Origin of the sequence: Streptomyces durmitorensis (genome assembly GCF_023498005.1) — a bacterium.
Classification (GTDB): Bacteria; Actinomycetota; Actinomycetes; order Streptomycetales; family Streptomycetaceae; genus Streptomyces; species Streptomyces durmitorensis.
This window is the reverse complement of the sequence record NZ_CP097289.1, coordinates 2,439,466-2,458,074: the sequence shown is the minus strand read 5'-3', so window position 1 is coordinate 2,458,074 and position 18,609 is coordinate 2,439,466. Positions and strand designations below refer to the sequence as shown.

Annotated in this window: 17 protein-coding genes; 2 read left to right on the top strand and 15 right to left on the bottom strand. The window is 70.5% G+C overall.

All coding sequences use genetic code 11. From position 1 onward, the window contains the following. Nucleotides 1-5: 5 nt before the first annotated feature. From M4V62_RS11140 to M4V62_RS11130, 3 genes are all read right to left on the bottom strand, one after another. Nucleotides 6-1,313, bottom strand: coding sequence for a M28 family metallopeptidase (locus M4V62_RS11140; protein ID WP_249592787.1), 1,308 nt, complete (start codon nucleotides 1,311-1,313; stop codon nucleotides 6-8). Nucleotides 1,314-1,571: 258 nt separating this feature from the next. Beyond that, nucleotides 1,572-2,033: a hypothetical protein gene (locus M4V62_RS11135; RefSeq protein WP_249587091.1), complete on the bottom strand. Its 462-nt coding sequence runs from the start codon at nucleotides 2,031-2,033 to the stop codon at nucleotides 1,572-1,574. Nucleotides 2,034-2,126: 93 nt separating this feature from the next. After that, nucleotides 2,127-2,537, bottom strand: coding sequence for an organic hydroperoxide resistance protein (locus M4V62_RS11130; protein ID WP_249587090.1), 411 nt, complete (start codon nucleotides 2,535-2,537; stop codon nucleotides 2,127-2,129). A gap of 127 nt (nucleotides 2,538-2,664) precedes the next feature. Between M4V62_RS11130 and M4V62_RS11125 the strand changes: the two genes are divergently transcribed. After that, complete coding sequence (locus tag M4V62_RS11125; RefSeq protein WP_249587089.1) at nucleotides 2,665-3,135, top strand: MarR family winged helix-turn-helix transcriptional regulator; 471 nt, start codon at nucleotides 2,665-2,667, stop codon at nucleotides 3,133-3,135. 43 nt (nucleotides 3,136-3,178) lie between these two features. Here the strand turns inward: M4V62_RS11125 and M4V62_RS11120 are convergent, their stop codons facing one another. From M4V62_RS11120 to M4V62_RS11095, 6 genes are all read right to left on the bottom strand, one after another. Continuing rightward, complete coding sequence (locus M4V62_RS11120) at nucleotides 3,179-4,207, bottom strand: ABC transporter substrate-binding protein (protein WP_249587088.1); 1,029 nt, start codon at nucleotides 4,205-4,207, stop codon at nucleotides 3,179-3,181. A gap of 23 nt (nucleotides 4,208-4,230) precedes the next feature. Further along, entirely contained in the window at nucleotides 4,231-5,010 is a 780-nt protein-coding gene (locus M4V62_RS11115) for an ABC transporter ATP-binding protein (protein WP_249587087.1), read from the bottom strand. A 1-nt stretch (nucleotide 5,011) separates the two neighbouring features. Then, entirely contained in the window at nucleotides 5,012-6,151 is a 1,140-nt protein-coding gene (locus M4V62_RS11110) for a FecCD family ABC transporter permease (RefSeq protein ID WP_249587086.1), read from the bottom strand. Nucleotides 6,152-6,791: 640 nt separating this feature from the next. After that, nucleotides 6,792-8,087 (bottom strand): MFS transporter, encoded by a 1,296-nt coding sequence (locus M4V62_RS11105; RefSeq protein WP_249587085.1) that lies wholly within the window; start codon nucleotides 8,085-8,087, stop codon nucleotides 6,792-6,794. Beyond that, nucleotides 8,084-8,911, bottom strand: coding sequence for a Rossmann-like domain-containing protein (locus M4V62_RS11100; RefSeq protein ID WP_249587084.1), 828 nt, complete (start codon nucleotides 8,909-8,911; stop codon nucleotides 8,084-8,086). Before M4V62_RS11100 ends, M4V62_RS11105 begins: the two co-directional genes overlap by 4 nt. A gap of 86 nt (nucleotides 8,912-8,997) precedes the next feature. Continuing rightward, a complete protein-coding gene (locus tag M4V62_RS11095; protein WP_249587083.1) occupies nucleotides 8,998-9,987 on the bottom strand; it encodes a pyridoxal-phosphate dependent enzyme in 990 nt (329 codons plus the stop codon). Nucleotides 9,988-10,208: 221 nt separating this feature from the next. Here M4V62_RS11095 and M4V62_RS11090 point away from each other — a divergent pair, with 221 nt between their 5' ends. Continuing rightward, nucleotides 10,209-11,102: a GHMP family kinase ATP-binding protein gene (locus M4V62_RS11090; RefSeq protein ID WP_249592786.1), complete on the top strand. Its 894-nt coding sequence runs from the start codon at nucleotides 10,209-10,211 to the stop codon at nucleotides 11,100-11,102. Nucleotides 11,103-11,130: 28 nt separating this feature from the next. Here M4V62_RS11090 and rbsD read toward each other — a convergent pair whose 3' ends face one another. From rbsD to M4V62_RS11060, 6 genes are all read right to left on the bottom strand, one after another. Next, complete coding sequence (gene rbsD, locus M4V62_RS11085) at nucleotides 11,131-11,520, bottom strand: D-ribose pyranase (RefSeq protein ID WP_249587082.1); 390 nt, start codon at nucleotides 11,518-11,520, stop codon at nucleotides 11,131-11,133. Continuing rightward, complete coding sequence (locus M4V62_RS11080) at nucleotides 11,517-12,482, bottom strand: ribokinase (RefSeq protein WP_249587081.1); 966 nt, start codon at nucleotides 12,480-12,482, stop codon at nucleotides 11,517-11,519. Before M4V62_RS11080 ends, rbsD begins: the two co-directional genes overlap by 4 nt. A 68-nt stretch (nucleotides 12,483-12,550) precedes the next feature. Next, nucleotides 12,551-14,497: an ABC transporter permease/substrate-binding protein gene (locus M4V62_RS11075; protein WP_249587080.1), complete on the bottom strand. Its 1,947-nt coding sequence runs from the start codon at nucleotides 14,495-14,497 to the stop codon at nucleotides 12,551-12,553. Beyond that, complete coding sequence (locus M4V62_RS11070) at nucleotides 14,487-16,067, bottom strand: sugar ABC transporter ATP-binding protein (RefSeq protein WP_249587079.1); 1,581 nt, start codon at nucleotides 16,065-16,067, stop codon at nucleotides 14,487-14,489. Before M4V62_RS11070 ends, M4V62_RS11075 begins: the two co-directional genes overlap by 11 nt. Then, complete coding sequence (locus M4V62_RS11065) at nucleotides 16,064-17,080, bottom strand: LacI family DNA-binding transcriptional regulator (RefSeq protein ID WP_249587078.1); 1,017 nt, start codon at nucleotides 17,078-17,080, stop codon at nucleotides 16,064-16,066. The genes M4V62_RS11070 and M4V62_RS11065 overlap by 4 nt, the downstream gene beginning before the upstream one ends. Nucleotides 17,081-17,251: 171 nt before the next feature. Continuing rightward, a complete protein-coding gene (locus tag M4V62_RS11060) occupies nucleotides 17,252-18,526 on the bottom strand; it encodes a DUF1266 domain-containing protein (RefSeq protein ID WP_249587077.1) in 1,275 nt (424 codons plus the stop codon). Between the last annotated feature and the right edge of the window lie 83 nt (nucleotides 18,527-18,609).

Here is an 18,609-nt window from a genome sequence, read left to right as displayed (position 1 = left end):
CGGGGTCAGAACGTCAGCTTCCAGCTGTTGATGTAGCCGGTGTCCTGCGCCGCCACGTCCTGCACCCGCAGCTTCCAGGCGCCGTTCGCCGCCTCGCTCGACGCGTTGACCGTGTACGTCGCGATGACGTTGTCGGCCGAGTCGTTGCTGCTGGAGTTCTTCAGGCGGTAGGCCGTGCCGTCCGGGGCGAGCAGGTCGACGACCACGTCGCCGCGCCAGGTGTGCCGGATGTCGACGTCCGCCTTGAGGGTGGCCGGGGCGTTGCCCGTGCGGCCGGTGACGTTCACCGTCGAGGTCACGGCCGCGCCGTTGTCCGGGATGGCGACGTCCGTGGTGTTCTCGTACGAGTCACCGGGCGGGACGGGAGTCTCCGTGCCCAGGGTCCAGACGGCGTGGGCGATGGCGTCGCTGTTGCGGTCCAGGGCGGTGTCGTTGATGTTCGCCGTGGTGTCGCAGGACGAGTGGTAGCAGCGGTCGAAGGCCTGGCCCGCCGTGCCGCCCCACTTCTGGGCCTGGGCGCTGGACTTCGTACGGCTCGCGCCGGTGAAGAGGCCGCCGACCGGGATGCCCACGTTCTTGAAGCTGGCGTGGTCGGAGCGGCCGTCGCCCTCGGTCTCTATCTCCGTGGGGACGTTCAGACCCGCGTAGAAGTCCTTGAAGGTCTTCTCGATGGTGGGGTCGTCGTCGTAGACGAAGTAGCCCGGGTTCGGGGAGCCGATCATGTCGAAGTTGAGATAGCCGGAGACCTTCGAACGCTCGGTGGCGGGAAGGTTGTTGACGTAGTACTTCGACCCGATCAGGCCCAGCTCCTCCGCGCCCCACCAGGCGAACCGCAGGTGCTTGGTCGGCTGCAGCTGCGCGCGCGAGACGGCGAGCGCGGTCTCCAGGACACCGGCCGAGCCCGAGCCGTTGTCGTTGATGCCGGGGCCAGAGGTGACGCTGTCGAGGTGGGCGCCCGCCATCAGGACCTTGTTCGGGTCGCCGCCCGGCCAGTCCGCGATGAGGTTGTAGCCGGTGGCGCCGCTGGAGGTGAACTGCTGCACGGTGGTGGTGAAACCGGCCGCGTCCAGCTTGGCCTTCGCGTAGTCGATCGATGCCTTGTAGCCGGGGCGTCCGTGGGCGCGGTTGCCGCCGTTGGCCGTGGCGATGGACTGGAACTGCGTCAGGTGCGCCTTGACGTTGGCGAGCGGGATGTCGGGGGCCGCGAGCGTCGGGGACGGGGCCGCGAGGGCGGTCGGCGCGGTGACGGCGATCAGCCCTGCCGCGGCGAGGGTGGCGACGCCTGCGGTGGCCCGTCTTATGGCGCGGGGCATGGCGGGTCTGGAGATTCTCATGTGGGGCTCCGAATTCCGAACAGCGAGGGGGACGGAACGTACTGACGCCCTGCGACGCGGATGCCGCAGGGCGCTGGAGCTGCGCTGAGCGTGAGGTGAGGTGTGTGGCGCGATGTGCGTTGCCTGATATTGAAGGTGGGACGACCCACCGTCAAGGGAGGAAACCGGTCAGATGCCGGTCAGCCATATTCGGATACCGGACACGCTCCGGACCCCGCTCAGGGAGCCCGGCGGGGCTCAGTCCTCGTCCGGCGTCTCGGGACGCAGCAGCGGGTGCTTCACGCCCGGGAAGACCGTGGCGCGGATCACCGGCTCGGCGGACGCGCCCTGGATCACCGTCTCGGCGACGCCCCACGGGCGGCCGGGCAGGACGACGGTGATCGTGTACGAGGACGAGCAGCCCATGCAGTCGTAGCAGTCGACCCAGGTCTCGACCTCGGTGCGGCTGCCGGGGTAGCGGGCCACGTGGCGGTGGCGGGCGTGGCAGTGGTCGCACTTCTCGCCGGGCTCGCAGGTGCCGCCGCAGGGGCACGGCACGTCCAGGGTCTCGGCGGGCTGCCAGCGCTGCGTGACGACGGCCTCGCGGGTGGCGCCCATGTCCTTCATGGCCTTGAGGTTGCGGGCGGCGACGTTGTACGACTCGCCGGTCGACGTCATCCGGTTCCGGATCACGTCCTTGCGTCCGCGGTTCGTCGTCATGCTGGGCCTCCTGGGGTTCACGCAGCCCACCAGGAGGCCCATGAGATCGGTACCTCTACGGTACCCGCCGTCCGGCCCTCTCTTGTTCGATCCCTACTCGATGACGAGCTCGACCTCGATGTTGCCGCGCGTGGCCTTGGAGTACGGGCAGTACGCGTGCGTCGCCTCGACCAGCTGCTGACCGGTCTCGCCCGCCAGGGAGTCCGGCAGCTCCACGCGCATCACGACCGCGAGGCCGAAGCCCGCGCCGTCCTTGCCGATGGAGACCTCGGCGGTCACCGAGACGTCCTTGGTGTCGACCTTCATCTCACGGGCGACCGCGCCCATCGCGCTGGCGAAGCAGGCCGCGTACCCGGCGGCGAAGAGCTGCTCGGGGTTGGTGCCCTGGCCGTTGCCGCCGAGGGCGGGCGGCATGGCGAGCGCGAGGTCGATCTGGCCGTCGGAGCTGACGGCGCGGCCCTCGCGGCCATTGGCGGTGGCGACGGCGGTGTACAGCGCGTTCATGGGGGTGTCCTCTTCCCTCGGTCGACGAACGAGATGAACGGGGTTCGTTCGCTCGGTCACGTCAGTAATGGTTGCACACGATTTAGTTGTGCACAACTGAATGGCGTGTGGCAGGTACCCTGGATCCATGACGCCATCGCCGACCACGGAACCGGGACTGCCCGACGCCGAGCTCCTCCGCCTCGACCACCAGGTCTGCTTCTCGCTGCACGCCGCCTCGCGCGCCTTCGGCGGCGTCTACCGCGATGCCCTCAAGGACCTGGGCCTCACCTATCCCCAGTACCTGGTGATGCTGGTGCTCTGGGAGAGCGGCCCGCAGCCCGTCAAGGCGATCGGCGAGCGGCTGCGCCTGGACTCCGGGACGCTCTCACCGCTCCTGAAGCGGCTGGAGACCGCGGGGCTCGTACGGCGTGAGCGCAGTGCCGCCGATGAGCGCTCCGTCACCGTCCAGCTGACCGAGGGCGGAGTGGAGCTGCGTGAGCGTGCCCTGCCCGTGCCGCGCCGGATCCTCGCCTCGACCGGCATGACGGTCGAGGAGGTCCTTGTCCTGCAGGGCCTCCTCGGCCGCCTGACGGGCGCCCTCGACGAGGCTCAGTGAGGCGCGACTCGGTGAGACGAGGCTCAGTGAGTCGCGGCCGGCTTCACCGCTTCAGTTCCCGCACGTACTTCCCGAACTTCTCCAGGCCGTCGATGTTGCGCGGCCCGCTGATGCCCTCGTTGTAGTCGAGCACGAAGAAGTTGTTCTTCTTCACGGCGGGCAGTTCCTTGGTGTGCGGGGACTTCTTCAGGAAGTCGATCTTCTTCTTGGCGGGCATGTCGCCGTAGTCGAAGATGATGACGACCTCGGGCTCGGCCTTGGCGACGGCCTCCCAGTTCACCTGGGTCCACCGCTCGTCCAGGCCGTCGAAGATGTTCTTGCCGCCCGCGGACTTGATGATGTCGTTGGGCGGGACCTGGCTGCCCGCCGTGAAGGGCTGGTCCGTGCCGGAGTCGTAGAGGAAGACCGGGACCGGGGCGCCGCCCTTGGGGGCCTTGGACTCTACGGCCGTCACGCGCTTCTTGAGGTCGCCCACGACCTCGTCCGCCTTCTTCTCGACGTGGAAGATCCTGCCCAGACGGTCCAGGTCCGAGTACAGGGCCTTGAACGGGGTGACCTTCTGCGGGTACTTGGGGTAGTTGAAGCAGCTCTCCGTGTGCATGAAGCTCTGGATGCCGAGCTTGTCCAGGATCTGCGGGGTGATGCCCCGCTGGTCGCTGAAGCCCGAGTTCCAGCCGGCGACCACGAAGTCCGACTTGGCCTCCACGACGAGCTCCTTGTTGAGCAGGTCGTCGCTGAGCATCTTCACCTTGGCGTACTCCGACGCCCAAGGGGACTCGCTCACCGGCGGGTTGGCCGGTGGCATCACATAACCCTGGACGTGCTCGGTCAGGCCGAGGCTGAACATCTTGTCCGCGCTGCCGCCCTCGTAGACCACCGCGCGCTGCGGGGTCTTGTACGTGACCGGCTCGCCGCAGCGCTTGACGGTGGTCTTCTCGGAGGGGCCCGCGGACTTGGGGTCCGCGTCGACCTCGGCGCCGCAGCCGCCGAGCAGCAGGGCGGCCGCGAGCGCGGATCCGACGGCGGTGCGTGTACGTGTGCGTGTATGTGTGCGTGTACGGGTTCTGGGCATGGCCTGGTGGTGCCTTTCGGTGTTCAGAGGGGGGGCGAGGGGCTCAGTGCGTAGAGGAGCTGGGGGTCGCCGGTCAGGGGGTGGCTGATCACGCTGGCCTTGACGCCGAACACCTCGTCGACGAGCCCCGTGGTCAGCACCTCTTCCGGCGTTCCGGCGGCCACCAGCGCACCCTGGGACAGCACCCCGATGCGGTCGCACGCGGCCGCCGCGAGGTTCAGGTCGTGCAGCACCACGAGGACGGTGAGGCCCGAGCCCTTCAGGAGCGAGAGGAGCTCGATCTGGTGGCGCACGTCGAGGTGGTTGGTCGGTTCGTCGAGGACCAGGATCCGCGGCTCCTGCACCAACGCCCTTGCAAGGAGAACGCGTTGGCGTTCACCGCCCGACAGGGTGAGTACGCCGCGGTCGGCGAGGCGGGTCAGGTCGAGACGGGCCATCGTCCGCGCGCACAGGTCCCGTTCGCGCGCGCCGAGTGCCTGGTTCCCGCGCAGATGGGGCGCGCGGCCCAGGGCCACGACCTCCGCCACCGTGAAGTCGAGGTCCACCGCGCCGTCCTGGGCCATCGCGGCGACGACCTGCGCGCTGCGGCGTGGGGTCAGCCGTGAGAGGTCGTCGTCGCCCACCCTGACCACGCCGGAGCTGGGGCGGAGCGCGCGGTAGACGCATTTGAGGGCGGTGGACTTCCCGCTGCCGTTCGGGCCGACCAGGCCCACGATCTGGCCGTCGCCCACCGCGAGGGACAGGTCGCGGACGAGGAGTTTGCCGTCGATCGTCACGGACAGCCCGTCGAGTGCGAGTTCCATCTCAACGACCCCCGAACATATAGCCCTTGCGCCGCATCAGCGCGATGAACACCGGCACCCCGACCAGCGCCGTGATGACCCCGAGCGGCAGCTCGCGCGGCGCCACGAGCGTCCGCGACACGAGGTCGACCCAGACCATGAACACCGCTCCGACCAGCGGTGCGACGGCAAGGACCCGCGCATGCGTGGCGCCGACCACCATGCGTACGAGATGGGGCATGACCAGGCCGACGAAGCTGATCGCCCCGCTCACGGCGACCATCACCCCGGTGATGAGGGAGGCGAGCAGGAGCAGGCCCTTGCGGTGCCGGTCGGGGCTGATGCCCAGGCTCGTCGCGGTCTCGTCGCCGAGCGCCAGGACGTCGAGCGCCCGGCTGTACCGGTACAGCACGGCGAGGCCGAGCAGCACGCAGGCGGCCACGACGGGTAGGGCGCCCCAACTGGCGGCGCCGAAGCTGCCCATCGTCCAGTACAGGACCATGCTGGTCGCCTCGCTGTCCGGCGCGAAGTAGATGATCACGCTCATCACGGCCTGGAAGCCGAGCGCCATGGCCACGCCCGTCAGGACGAGCCGCAGCGGCGAGAGCCCGCCGCCGCGGCTCGCGGAGGCGACGTACACGAGAACGGAGGCGACGAGCGCGCCGATGAACGCCCCCGCCGACACCGCGTAGATGCCGAGCGCCGCGAGCCCGCCCGTGACCGTGACGCCGACCGCGCCGACCGACGCCCCGGAGGAGACGCCCAGGACGAAGGGATCGGCGAGGGCATTGCGCACCAACGCCTGGATGGCGACGCCGACCGCGCTGAGGCCCGCGCCCACAAGTGCCGCCAGGAGCACGCGAGGTGTGCGGATCTGCCAGATGATCTGATACGTCGTCACCTCATCGGCATCGATGCTCCCGCCGCTCATCGCGGCCCACAGCAGCCGGGCGGTGTCGCCCGGCGTGACGACGGCGGAGCCGAGGCCGATGGCCACGACGACGGAGACGAGGAGGGCGACGAGCAGTACGGCGCACGCTGTTGCCAGGCCCGCCCGCGAGGCGAGCCGGGTCCGCACGCCCTTGGCCGGGGGATCCGGAGGGGGCGTTTCGGGCGCCAGGGCAACGGCGGCCGTAGAGGAGATCGCGGGCGGCGGGGTCATGGTGGTCGCGCCTTTCGAGTCGGGCGGGATCAATGGGCGGCGCTATGGGGTGGACCCAGGGGGTGGGTGAGCCGGGTGGGACGGGCGAGACGGGTGAGACGGGTCGGTTCGAAGCGGCTCGGTGAGGTGGCCGGAGCGAGGTGGCCGGAGCGCGGCAGTCTTGGACGAGGCCGTTCGCCCGCTGCCAGGACAGGGGGTGGACGGCCGCCCGCGAGGGTCAAGCGGTGGCCCCGGCTCCCTTCGCCGGAGCCTCGTCAGCCGAATTCCCGTCCGCCGGGGCCTCGTCAGGTGAACTTCCGTCCGCCGGGGCCTCGTCAGCCGAATTCCCGTCCGCCGGGGCCTCGTCAGCCGAATTCCCGTCCGCCGGGGCCTCGTCAGGTGAACTTCCGTCCGCCGGGGCCCCGTCCGCCGAACTTCCGTCCGCCGGGGCCTCGTCCGCTGAACCTCCGTCGGCCGGAGCCTCGTCAGCCGAATTCCCGTCGGCCGGAGCCTCGTCAGCCGAACTTCCGTCGGCCGGAGCCTCGTCAGCCGAATTCCCGTCGGCCGGAGCCTCGTCAGCCGAACTTCCGTCCGCCAGGGTCCCGTCCGCCGAACTCCCGTCAGCCGGAGCCCCGTCCGCCAGAGCCCCGTCCGCTGAACCTCAGTCCGGCGGGGCCCCGTCCGCCGAACTTCCGTCCGCCGGGTCCCCATCCACCGGCCCTGCCCTCAGCACGAGTCCCGCCGCCACCAGCGCCGCGACCACCAGCGCCCCGAAGGCCGCTGCGATCCCCGGATAGCCGGCGAGGCCGAGGCCGAGTCCGCCCAGGCCCGCGCCCACGAAGACCCCGAGGCTCATCCCCGCGGCGTTCACGCTCAGGGCCGCGCCCCGCTGGGTTCCGCAGCGCCGGACGAGCAGGCTGACCACGCACGCGGCCACCACGGCGTGGCTGGCCGCGTGCAGGGACGTCATGGCGAGCGCGAGCGGCAGCCAGTGCGTGAAGTAGAAGCCCACGACCGAGACGAGCGCGGCGACCAGGCCGATGGCCAGCATCCGTTCGGTGCCGATCCGCGGCTCGGCGGAGTTCGTGATCCGTCCCGTGAGGAGATTGCTCACGAAGAACGAGGCTCCGCTGAGCGTCCACACGAACGCGAAGAGCCCGGGGTCGAGTGCGAACCGGTCGTCGTAGTAGGCCGCGAGGTAGGAGAGGTAGCCCATGAACACGGCCGTGCGCAGCAGGGCGATGAGCAGCAGCGGCACGACTCCGGGGAGCGCCCCGAGCGCCTTGAACGAGGCTATGTAGCCCAGGCGTTGACCCGCGTCCTGCTCCTCGACCGGCTTGTCCTTGCCGCGTACGAAGAAGACGGCGGCCAGGAGCAGCGACACCGCGGTCACGGCGAACAGGTCGCCCTGCCAGCCCCAGAACAGGGCGGGCAGCGCGATGACAGGCGCCGCCAGCATCGCCGTCATCGACTGGGTCGCCGTGACGAGCGTCGCCGCGCGGCCTGCGGCCTTCCCGGAGCCGAAGCGGTCGGCGGCGGCCGCCGTCAGCGCCGGGTTCAGGACCGACGTACTCGCGCCGACGAGCAGGCAGAACACGGCCAGCAGGATGAAGTCCCCGCTCGCGCCGAGGGCGGCGGACACGCCCAGCGCGGCGAGTCCGCCCGCGGCGGCCCACTCCTTGCGCACCCGGTCGATCAGCGGGGCGAGCGCGGTGCCCACCAACAGGGCGGCGAGACCGCCGAGTCCGCGCAGGCCGCCCAGCGTGGCGACGCTGCTGTCGGCGTCCTTGGCCATGGGGACGAGGTAGGTGCTGAAAACGGTGAACGGCAGCAGACCGACCGCGGACGCGACCAGGACCGGCCACAGCGCGCGGGCCATCCGCAGGTCGCCCGGTATCGCCTCGTCGTCGGCAGGGGCCCGGGAAGCCACGTCGGAGCCCTTGGAGTCGACGCTCACGCCGCCTCCCGGTAGCGGTAGAGGGGCGTCTCGTCGGCGCTGAACTGGGAGAACGCGAAGGGCTCGGCGGACAGGCCGGTGACCCCCGCGGGCAGGAACGCGCGGGCCACGGCGCTGCCGCTCTGCGCGTACACCACCAGCGGCACCTCGTGCTCGCGGCAGTGCGCGAGGATCAGGTCGAAGGTGCCGTTGCTCAGTGTCATGCCGGTGGCGACCACGGCGTCGGCTTCCTTCAAGACCTCGGTCATGTCGTCGGTGATCTGGTCGCCCCACTGGGTCGTGCGGAGATTGAGGTCGCAGGGCAGACAGACGCCGCCCCGCTCACGTATCGCCGCGACGAGCGGGTTGACCACGCCGATGAGGGCCACCTTCGCGCCCGGCTCGATGTCGAGCAGCCCGGCGATGGCGGCGTCGCGGGCCATGGCCCGGACCTCGGGGGTGCCGGTGGGCAGCGTGACGCGCTCGGCTCCCGCGGCGTCACGGTGCGGGCTCACCTGCGCGAGATAGGCGTCGAGCGCGGCGATGCGTACGGGGGTGGACTCGGCGCGCAGGAGCTTGTCGAGGGTGTGGCCCGAGGCGTTCTCGCAGAAGTCCGGGGCGAGTTCACCGGCCTCGAAGGAGCAGGCACCGAACGCCGTGCCGACCCGGAGCAGCAAGTAGTGGTTGTGGTACGTCACTTGGCTGCCCGCGAGGCGGGTGGTGTTGTACAGCCAGAACGCGCTGGTGACGGAGAGGTCCTTGGGGTCGGGTCCGTAATCGCCCGCCAGGACGGCGTCGATGAGCTCCGCGACGTTGTGGGGCGTACGCGGCTCGGGGTGTGACATGTGGAGTGCTTTCAGAGTGGTGGTGGACGCGGTACGCGGTGGTGAGGCCGTACGCGGTGGTGAGGCGGCATGCGGTGGTGACGCGGTCAGGGAAGGTCGGGCCAGGAAGTGGTCGACCAGGGGTGCCTCAGCTCGTCGAGCGAGGTGATCTCGTGCGGCTTCAAGGTGTCGATGTCCGGTGCCTTGGCGTGTTGCGCGTAAGCGCTCTCGACATAGCGGTGGCCCGTGTCCGCCGCGATGAAGACGTACGTACGGGAGTCGTCGCGGCGCTTTTCCCACAAAGTGGTCAGATAGGCGGCCCCGGTGGAAAGCCCGGCGAAGATGCCGCTGGTCCTGAGAAGCGAGACCGCGCCGGACACCGCGCAGTCGAAATTCACCCAGTGCACGCGGTCGTAGGCCTTGTGCCTGACATTCCTGAATTCGATGGCGCTGCCGATCCCGGCGATGATCATGTCGGGGTCGGCCACGTGCTCCGAGCCGAAGGTGACGCTGCCGAAGGGCTGCACGCCGACGAGCGACACGTCGCGGCCCGCGTCCCGCAGATATCCGGCGATGGCGCCGGTCGACGCCCCGGAGCCGACCCCGCCCACCAGGGCGAGCGGCCCTTCGGGGACCTCGGCCTCGATGGTCTGGGCCACATCGCGGTATCCGAGGTAATGAATGCTGTCGTGGTACTGCCGCATCCAGTGGTACGACGGATTCGCCTCGAGTATCTCGGCGATGCGCCGCACTCTCAGCTCCTGGTCGAGCCGGAGATTCTTGGACGGCCGCACCTGTTCCAGCGTGGCGCCGAGTATCTCCAGCTGGATGCGCAGGGTGCGGTCCACGGTCGTGGAACCCACGATGTGGCATTTCATTCCGTAGCGGTGACAGGCGAGAGCCAGGGCCTGTGCGTAGATGCCGCTGGAACTGTCGATGAGGGTGTCGCCGGGTTTCACGGCACCTGAATCCAGCAGGTGACGGACTGCTCCCAGAGCCGAATAGATCTTCATCGTCTCGAATCGGAGACAGACCAAGTCCGGCTCCAGGGATATGAGATCGGGTTTCTTCACCGCTTCGGCTATGTGGTCGTGCATGTCTGCCCTCTGCCCCCTGTGTTCGGTCGCCGAGCCGAGAGCATCACACTAGATGAAAATGATTGTCAAGACGGTTAGGGCTGTGGCAGCCTGTGGGTCCGCAGGGGATGCCGGACGACGAGAGGAGACCCGTGAAGCTGTCCCAGGAGGTCGGACCGCGGCCCCGCCCGGCGGGCGGGAGGCCGGGTGCGGGGCCGGACGCGGGAGTGGCCGGAACCGGAGTGGGCACCGCCTTCGGGACCTTCGGCGAGCTGCTTCAGGGCGTGCTGCCGGAGGAGGACGGGGACTTCCTGGTGACGTTGCCCGTCGCGCGGTGGACGATGGCCACCTATCGGCGGGAGCCCGGCCTCGAAGACGTAGTGGTGCGTCCCGCCGGGAAGACCAAGGCGCTCAGACTCGCCCGTACGATCGGTGAGTTGGCCGAGCGTCAGACCGGAGTTCCGGCCGTGGGAGGAACCCTCCACGTCAACAGCGTCATCCCCGAGGGCAAGGGCCTGGCGAGCTCGTCGGCCGACCTGGTCGCGACCGCGCGGGCGGTCGGGCAGGCGCTGCGGGTCGAGATGCCGCCGTCCCGGATCGAGCGGCTGCTCGCGGACATCGAGCCCACGGACGGGGTGCTCTACCCCGCGATCGTCGCCTTCCACCACCGCACCGTGCGCCTGCGCGGGGTCCTTGGATCACTCCCGGTCATGGCCGTGGTGGGGATCGACGAGGGCGGTTCGGTCGACACGGTCGACTTCAACCGCATCCCCAAGCCATTCACCCTGGCCGACCGTCACGAGTACGCGCGCCTGCTCGACCGCCTCGCCTGCGCCGTCCGCCGCCGCGACCTGGCGGAGGTCGGCAGGGTCGCGACCCGCAGTGCCCAGATGAACCAACTCCTGCGCGACAAATGGTCGTTGGAGCCGATGCGGGAGATCTGCCGGGAGGTCGGCGGCCTGGGCGTCGCCGTCGCGCACAGCGGCACGACGCTCGGCATCCTCCTCGACACCGGCGACCCCTCGTACACGCAGCGCGTCAGTGCGGCGGCGCAGGCGTGCGGGGAGCTCGCGGGCGGGGTGACGGTGTACCGGACGCTGAGTTTCCCCGGGGGTGGGGGAAGGGCCCGTGGCTAGAACGGCCCGGGGCTAGAAGAACACGGAGCTAGAAGAACACCCCGCACCGCAGCAGCACGTTCGCGTACGGAGTGGCCTCGCCGGTGCGCACCACCAGGCGGGCCTTCGCCGTGCGCAGCTTGAGCTCCTCGTGCGGGATCAGAGTGAGAGGCGTGACGCGGGAGGCCAGGAGCGCGGCCGTCGCCGGGTTCGAATCGCGGACCTCGGCCGCCGCCGTGCCGCCCTCCGTCACCAGCTCGGCGAGCAGCCCGTCAAGGACCTCGGCGAAGGACGGGACGCCCGCGCGGAACGCCAGGTCGACGACGCGCGGCCCCGGCGGTATGGGCATGCCCGCGTCGCAGATCAGGACCGTGTCCCCGTGGCCCAACTCGGCCAGGGCGCCGGAGAGATGGCGGTTGAGGATGCCGGTCTTCTTCATGCGGACGGCACCTCGGTCTCGGCCTCGGGCTCGGCCTCGACCTCGTCGGACGTGGGGTACGACTCCTGCGCGCCCCGCCGGGTGACCGACGCCGCCCCGACGCGCGCCGCGTACGCCGCCGCCGTGGGGAGGTCGTCGCCCAGGCCGAGGCGCCAAGCCAGGGCCGCCGTGAACGCGTCGCCCGCGCCGGTCGTGTCCACGGCGTCCACCTTCGGGCTGGGGACGGCGACGGGGGAGCTGTCGCCGTCCGCCGTCAGCGCTCCCTCGGCGCCCAGGGTGATCACCACCGAGCGGGGGCCGAGGGCCAGCAACGCGCGCGCCCAGTCGGCGGGGGAGTCCGTGGCGGACGCGTCGTCGCCCAGGATGTAGCGCGCCTCGTGTTCGTTCACCACCAACGGGTCGCAGGCGGCGAGGACTTCGGAGGGCACGGGCGCCGGAGGCGACGGGTTGAGGACGAAGCGGGTGGCCGCCGGCAGGGTGCGTACCACCTCCGTGACCGTCTCGATCGGGATCTCCAGCTGGGTCGAGATCACCCGGGACGCGGCGAGCAGGCTGCCCGCCGCGCGGATGTCCTCGGGGGTCAGCCGGGCGTTGGCGCCCGGCGAGACCACGATGCTGTTGTCGCCCGACGGGTCGACGGTGATCAGCGCGACGCCCGTGGGCGCCCCGCCGACCAGGACGCCGACCGTGTCCGCGCCCGCCGCGCGCTGCGATGCGAGCAGGAGCCGGCCGTGGGCGTCGTCGCCGACCCGCGCGAGCAGGGCGGTGCGGGCGCCCAGGCGGGCCGCCGCGACCGACTGGTTGGCGCCCTTGCCACCGGGATGCGTGGCGAGGTCGGAGCCGAGGACCGTCTCGCCGGGGGCGGGGCGGCGCTCGACGCCGATCACCAGGTCGGCGTTGGCCGACCCGACGACCAGGAGGTCGTACGTGGCGTCGTCGTGGTCGCGGTCGTGGTCGTGCATCTGTGGATCCAGCTCCTGCTCGTACGGGGTGACGGCGACGGCGGGGCTGCGTGCCCCGGGGGTGGGCTTCAGGAGAAGTCGGCCACGTTCTTCTTCGTGACCACCTTCACCGGGACCTTCACCATCGACTCGACGTCCTTGCCGCGCACCGCCTTCACCGCGTTCCGCACGGCGATCCTGCCCAGCTCCTTCGGCTGCTGCGCCACGGACGCGTACAGCGTGCCCGCCTCAACTGCCTTGAGACCGTCGGGAGTTCCGTCGAAGCCGACCACCGAGACCGACTTGCCCGCCTTGCCGCCGAGCGCCTTGGCTGCGCCGAGGGCCATCTCGTCGTTCTCGGCGAAGACGCCGTCGATGCCGGGGTTGGACTGGATCAGGTTCGTCATGACGTCAAGGCCCTTGGTGCGGTCGAAGTCCGCGGGCTGGGAGGCGACGACCTTGATGCCGGGGTACTCCTTGATGCCCTCGGCGAAGCCCTTGCCGCGCTCACGGCTCGCCGAGGTGCCGGCGACGCCCTGGAGCGTGACGATCTTGCCCTTGCCGCCCAGCTTCTCCGCGAGGGTCTTCGCTGCCAGCTTGCCGCCCGCGACGTTGTCGGAGGCGACGAGGGTCGCCGCCTTCGCCTTGTTCACGCCGCGGTCGGCGGCGATCACCGGGATGTCGGACTTGTTGGCGCCGCGCACCGCCGGGCCCACCGCGTCCGAGTCGACCGGGTTGACGATGATCGACTTCATGCCTTCGCCGGTGAAGTTCTGCAACTGGTTGGTCTGCTGCGACGCGTCGTTCTGCGCGTCCGTGACCGTCAGGTCGATCCCGGCCTTCTTGGCCTCCGCCTGCGCGCCCTCCTTCATCTGGACGAAGAAGGGGTTGTTGAGAGTGGAGAGCGACATGCCGATCTTCGTCGACGTACCGGACGAACCGTTGTTGAAGAAGGAGACGGCGCCGATCACGGCCGCCACGAGCACGGCGGCGATCCCGAGCTTCAGGACCTGCGGCCCCTTCTTGCCGCCCCCGGCCGCTGCGCCGGTGGAGGCTCCAGGAGTCGCCCCCGCCTTCCTGCGCAACGTATCGAGCAGGACCGCGAGCGCGATGACGACGCCGATCACGACCTGCTGCCAGAAGGCGGACACGGAGAGCAGGTTGAGGCCGTTGCGCAGGACCGCGAGGATCAGTGCGCCGATCAGGGTGCCCGACGCCTTGCCGACACCGCCCGCGAGGCTCGCGCCGCCGATGACGACCGCGGCGATCGCGTCCAGCTCGTAACCCTGCGCGGCCTGCGGCTGCGCGGAGACCAGACGGGACGCCAGGACGATGCCCGCGACGGCGGCGAAGAGGCCGGACAGGCCGTAGATGACGAGCTTCTGCCGCTTGACGCGCAGGCCGGAGAGGCGGGCGGCCTCTTCGTTGCCGCCGATCGCGTACATGGAGCGGCCGATGTACGTACGGGCCAGGATCAGCGCGGTGACGAGCCCCATCACGATCATCACGATGACCGGGACCGGCAGCCAGCCGCCGATCGTGTCACCGAGGTTGGAGACCGAGTCGGGGAACGGGATCGGGCTGCCCTGCGAGATGACCAGGGAGAGGCCGCGGGCCACCGAGAGCATCGCCAACGTCGCGATGAACGGCGGGAGTTTGCCGTACGAGACGAGCAGGCCGTTGACGAAACCGCACGCTATGCCGGTGCCGACGGCGAAGATGATCGCCAGCCAGACCGGAAGGCCCTGCGAAGTCGCCGTCCAGGCAAGGACGGTGGCCGAGAGCGCGGCCACCGAACCGACCGACAGGTCGATGCCCGCCGAGACGATGACGAAGGTGACGCCGAACGCCAGGATCGCCGTGACGGCGGCCTGCACGCCCACGTTGAGCAGGTTTTGGGTGGTGAGGAAGTCGCCCGAGAGCAGCGACATCGCCACCAGGAGGACGACCAGGGCGCTCAGGGCGCCGTTGTCGAGCAGCACGCGGCGCAGACCGGTGGCGCCACCCGCGTTGCTCTTCAGCGTTTCAGTGGCCACGGGAGGCCTCCCCTTCGGTTGTTCCGTTCTCGACTGCTGCCTGAACTGCCGGACTGCTGACGGCGAGTGCCATCACCGCGTCCTGTGTCGCGTCGTCCGCCGCGAGTTCGCCCGCGATGCGGCCCTGCGCCATGACGAGCACGCGGTCGCTCATGCCGAGGACCTCGGGCAGATCGCTGGAGATCATCAGGACCGCGTGGCCCGAGGCCGTCAGTTCGTTGATGAGTTGGTAGATCTCGACCTTCGCGCCCACGTCGATGCCGCGCGTCGGCTCGTCGAGGATCAGGACCTTGGTGTCGGCGAGCAGCCACTTGCCGATGACGACCTTCTGCTGGTTGCCGCCGGACAGCGTGCGCACGTGCTGGCCGATCCCGGCCATCCGCACGCCCAGCTGCTCGGCGATCCGGGCCGCCGCCACGCGCTGCCCCTTGAGGTCCACGAGCCCGGACCGGGTCGCCGAACGCAGCGTCACCAGACCGAGGTTCTCCTGCACGGAGGCGTCGAGCAGGAGCCCCTGCCCCTTGCGGTCCTCCGGTACGAGGCCGATGCCCGCGCCCATCGCGGCGATCACGTCATGCCGGGGCAGCCGCTCACCGCGTACGTCGACGGAGCCCGCGTCGTACGGATCGGCGCCGAAGACGGCGCGCGCCACCTCGGTCCGTCCCGCGCCGACGAGCCCCGCGAGGCCGACGACCTCACCGGCCCGCACCTCGAAGCTGACGTCGCGGAAGACGCCCTCGCGGGTCAGGCCCTGCACGGTGAGCAACGCGCCCCCGGTGTCCGGGCGTTCGCGCGGGTACTGCTGCTCGATGCTCCGGCCCACCATCAGGCGGACGAGCTCGTCCTCCGGGGTCGACGCGGGCACCTGGTCGACGCTGCGGCCGTCGCGCAGGACGGTGACGCGGTCGCCGAGCGCCGCGATCTCCTCCAGGTGGTGGGTGATGAAGACGACGCCGACGCCGTCCGCGCGCAACTGCCGCACGATCGCGAAGAGTTTGTCGACCTCCTCGCTCGTCAGGACGGCCGTCGGCTCGTCCATGATCAGGACGCGGGCCTGAAGGCTGAGCGCCTTGGCGATCTCCACCATCTGGAGCCGGGCGATGCCCAGTTCGCGCACCTTGGCGCGCGGCGACACCTGGACGCCGACGCGCTTCAGGAGCTTCTCGGCGGCCTCCTCCATCGCCTTCCGGTCGATCATCCCGAAGCGGCGGGGCTGGCGGCCCAGGAAGATGTTCTCGGCGACGGTGAGGTCGGGTACGAGGTTGAACTCCTGGTAGATCGTGGCGATGCCGAGCCGCTCGGCGTCCTGAGCCCCGTGGATGCGGGTCTCCTTCCCGTCCACGAGGATGCGGCCGCTGTCGGGGCGGTAGGCGCCGGAGAGCATCTTGATGAGCGTGCTCTTGCCCGCGCCGTTCTCGCCGAGCAGGACGTGCACCTCGCCGCGGCGGAGGTCGAAGTCCACGGAGTCGAGCGCGACGACGCCGGGGAAGGTCTTGCGTATGCCTTCGATCCGCAGCAGTTCGGCCGCGTCGTGCTCTGTGGCGCGCGGCAACTCGTCCTGGTTGCTCACGTGGTGCTCCTCTGGTCGGTGGGGGACTCGCCGCAGGAGCGGCGTACGACGAGACGTGCGGGCAGGGTGACGGACCGCGGGCTTCTGCCCTCGATCAGGTCGACCAGGGCCTGCACGGCGGCCCGGCCCAGATCGCCGGTCGGCTGGGCGATGGCGGTGATCGGCGGATCGGTGTGCACGAACCACGGGATGTCGTCGAAGGCGGCGAGCCCGATGTCGTGCGGGACGCTCAGGCCGCGCGCGCGGATCGCGTCGAGCGCGCCGAGCGCCATCAGGTTGTCCGCGGCGAAGATGACGTGGGGCGGCTCGGGCAGCGCGAGGAACCGCTCGGTGGCCCGGCGCCCGCTGTCGGCCTGGAAGTCGCCCTGCCCGATGTGGTCGTCGGGCAGGGGCAGCCCGTACGCCCCGAGCGCCTCACGGAAGGCCTCGACGCGCTCACTGCCCGTGGTGGTGGCCGCGGGCCCGGCGATGATCGCGAGCCTGCGGTGGCCGATGCCGTGCAGGTGGGCGACCAGGTCACGGACGGCCGCGCGGCCGTCGGCGCGGACGACGGGGACGTCCACGCCCGGGATCCAGCGGTCCACGAAGACCATCGGGGTGCTGGAGCGCGCGGTGTCGAGCATCAGCGGGGAGCCGCCGTCGGTGGGGGAGACCAGGAGCCCGTCGATCCGGCGGTCGAGGAGCGTGCGGACGTGGTGGTCCTGGAGCTCGGGCCGCTCGTCGGCGTTGCCGATGATCACGCTGTAGCCGAGTGTGCGGGCCGCCTCCTCGACGGAGCGGGCCAGGGCCGTGAAGTACGGGTTCAGCACGTCGCTGATGACCAGGCCGAGAGTGCGGGTCCGGTCGGTGCGCAGCGAGCGGGCGACGGCGTTGGGGCGGTAGCCGAGGCTCTCCGTCGCGGCGAGCACGCGGGCCCGCGCGGCCGGGCTGACCGAGGGGTGATCGTTCAGGACGCGCGAGACCGTGGCGACGGATACGCCTGCCTCGGCCGCGACGTCCTTGATGCTCGCCATCGCCGGTCCACCTCCTTGTGGAATCGATTACACGGAGGATTGGAATCGATTACACGGGTGGGTGGCAAGACCCTGGAGGGGCAGTGAGACCAGATTGTGATGCGGGGTGCTCAGGTGAGCGGAGTGGTCACGCTCGGCGGCGGAGGGTCACCGGGTCAGAGGGTCACCGGATCATGCGAACGGCACCGTCAGCCACGGGCTGTCCGGATCCGAGACCAGCTCGCGATGGGCCTGGAGCACCGTCGTGTACCAGTCGCCGAACTGCTCCTCGTCGAAGTGGAGGCAGCGGCCGAGTACGTAACCCGCGGAGAACTCCTCCCACGACGTGTACGACGACCGTGCCTCGCGGCTCGCGCGCTCGATCGCCCTCTCCAGCTCCGCGTGGGACGCGTACCGCGCGCCCCGGCCCCAGCGGGCCATCTTCGACGCGCGGCCGATGTCCCAGGCCGCGACGGTGCGGACATGGCCGTCGGGCGGCAGGAGATCGTCGGCGCGGAACCGGGACTCGTAGCGGATGACCTTCCCGACGAGACCGCGCAGCGCCGCGACGAAGTCGTCCAGCTCGGGGTCGTCGCCCGGCTTGTGCGCCGATTCGGGCCCGCCGCTCTCGGCCATGCGGTTGCGGATCGTCACCTCCACGCACTGGCGCCACAGCTCGGCGTCGACGCGCGGGCCGAACTGCTCGATCAGCGACGTACGGGCGCCGAGCACGAAGTCCCAGTACCACGGGCTGACTTCACGGCTCAGGAGCCGCTCCTGCGTGCCTAGCCAGTCCTCGCGGCTGTGCACGCCCCACCACTCCGCAAGGCGCTCGACCTCGGAGTTGTGGCCCGCGCCGTGCCAGTCGAGGGTGTTCCAGGCGTCGCCGTTGGCGAAGCAGAGATGGGCGCCACAGGCCAGGCCGTGCAGGAGGACCGGGGATTCGGGGGCGCCGGTGCGGCGCGTGTCGATGCGGTCGTGCAGGCGGCCGTCGACGTAGTGGTCCGCGTGCAGGTCCGCCCAGACGTCCCGCTCCTCCTCGGTCGTCAGGTAGAACTGCTGGCAGGGCGTGGCCGCGTTGACCACCAAGATGTCTATGTCGTCCGGCAGTTCGGCCGCGAGCGTGCCGAGCGTGACGAACTCGTACACCACCTCGGGGTGCGGGCGGGGGAGCAGTCCGACGGTGTACATCTGTGCGATGCGGCGGCCGTCGGGGAGTTCGACGGTGAGGACCGGGCGGTCGGTCGCGCCCGGCTCGATGTCGGCCACCGACACCGGGCGGTACAGGCCGGTAATGGCTATCGCCCGCAGATATGTGTACCCGTCGTCGGCCTCGCACAGTTCGTACAGGTGCTCTTCGAGGTCGGCGGGCGCCTGCCAGGGGGTGCCGTCGTCGGGGGCGTCGACGTTCGGGAAGACGTCGTCGTGGTACTCGTCCTCGGCTTCGGGGGCGACTGCGCCGTGCATGCGGGGTCTCCGTCGGGGGTGGCGCGCGCGGGTGCGCGGGGAGGACATCGGGGCGGATCTTGAACCGTATCCGATGTCTCCGA

Excerpts from the sequence above, each read along its gene's own strand:
- M4V62_RS11140 (WP_249592787.1), bottom strand. The coding sequence starts at position 1,313 with ATGCCCCGCGCCATAAGACGGGCCACCGCAGGCGTCGCCACCCTCGCC.
- M4V62_RS11135 (WP_249587091.1), bottom strand. The coding sequence starts at position 2,033 with ATGACGACGAACCGCGGACGCAAGGACGTGATCCGGAACCGGATGACG.
- M4V62_RS11130 (WP_249587090.1), bottom strand. The coding sequence starts at position 2,537 with ATGAACGCGCTGTACACCGCCGTCGCCACCGCCAATGGCCGCGAGGGC.
- M4V62_RS11125 (WP_249587089.1), top strand. The coding sequence starts at position 2,665 with ATGACGCCATCGCCGACCACGGAACCGGGACTGCCCGACGCCGAGCTC.
- M4V62_RS11120 (WP_249587088.1), bottom strand. The coding sequence starts at position 4,207 with ATGCCCAGAACCCGTACACGCACACATACACGCACACGTACACGCACC.
- M4V62_RS11115 (WP_249587087.1), bottom strand. The coding sequence starts at position 5,010 with ATGGAACTCGCACTCGACGGGCTGTCCGTGACGATCGACGGCAAACTC.
- M4V62_RS11110 (WP_249587086.1), bottom strand. The coding sequence starts at position 6,151 with ATGACCCCGCCGCCCGCGATCTCCTCTACGGCCGCCGTTGCCCTGGCG.
- M4V62_RS11100 (WP_249587084.1), bottom strand. The coding sequence starts at position 8,911 with ATGTCACACCCCGAGCCGCGTACGCCCCACAACGTCGCGGAGCTCATC.
- M4V62_RS11095 (WP_249587083.1), bottom strand. The coding sequence starts at position 9,987 with ATGCACGACCACATAGCCGAAGCGGTGAAGAAACCCGATCTCATATCC.
- rbsD (WP_249587082.1), bottom strand. The coding sequence starts at position 11,520 with ATGAAGAAGACCGGCATCCTCAACCGCCATCTCTCCGGCGCCCTGGCC.
- M4V62_RS11080 (WP_249587081.1), bottom strand. The coding sequence starts at position 12,482 with ATGCACGACCACGACCGCGACCACGACGACGCCACGTACGACCTCCTG.
- M4V62_RS11065 (WP_249587078.1), bottom strand. The coding sequence starts at position 17,080 with ATGGCGAGCATCAAGGACGTCGCGGCCGAGGCAGGCGTATCCGTCGCC.
- M4V62_RS11060 (WP_249587077.1), bottom strand. The coding sequence starts at position 18,526 with ATGCACGGCGCAGTCGCCCCCGAAGCCGAGGACGAGTACCACGACGAC.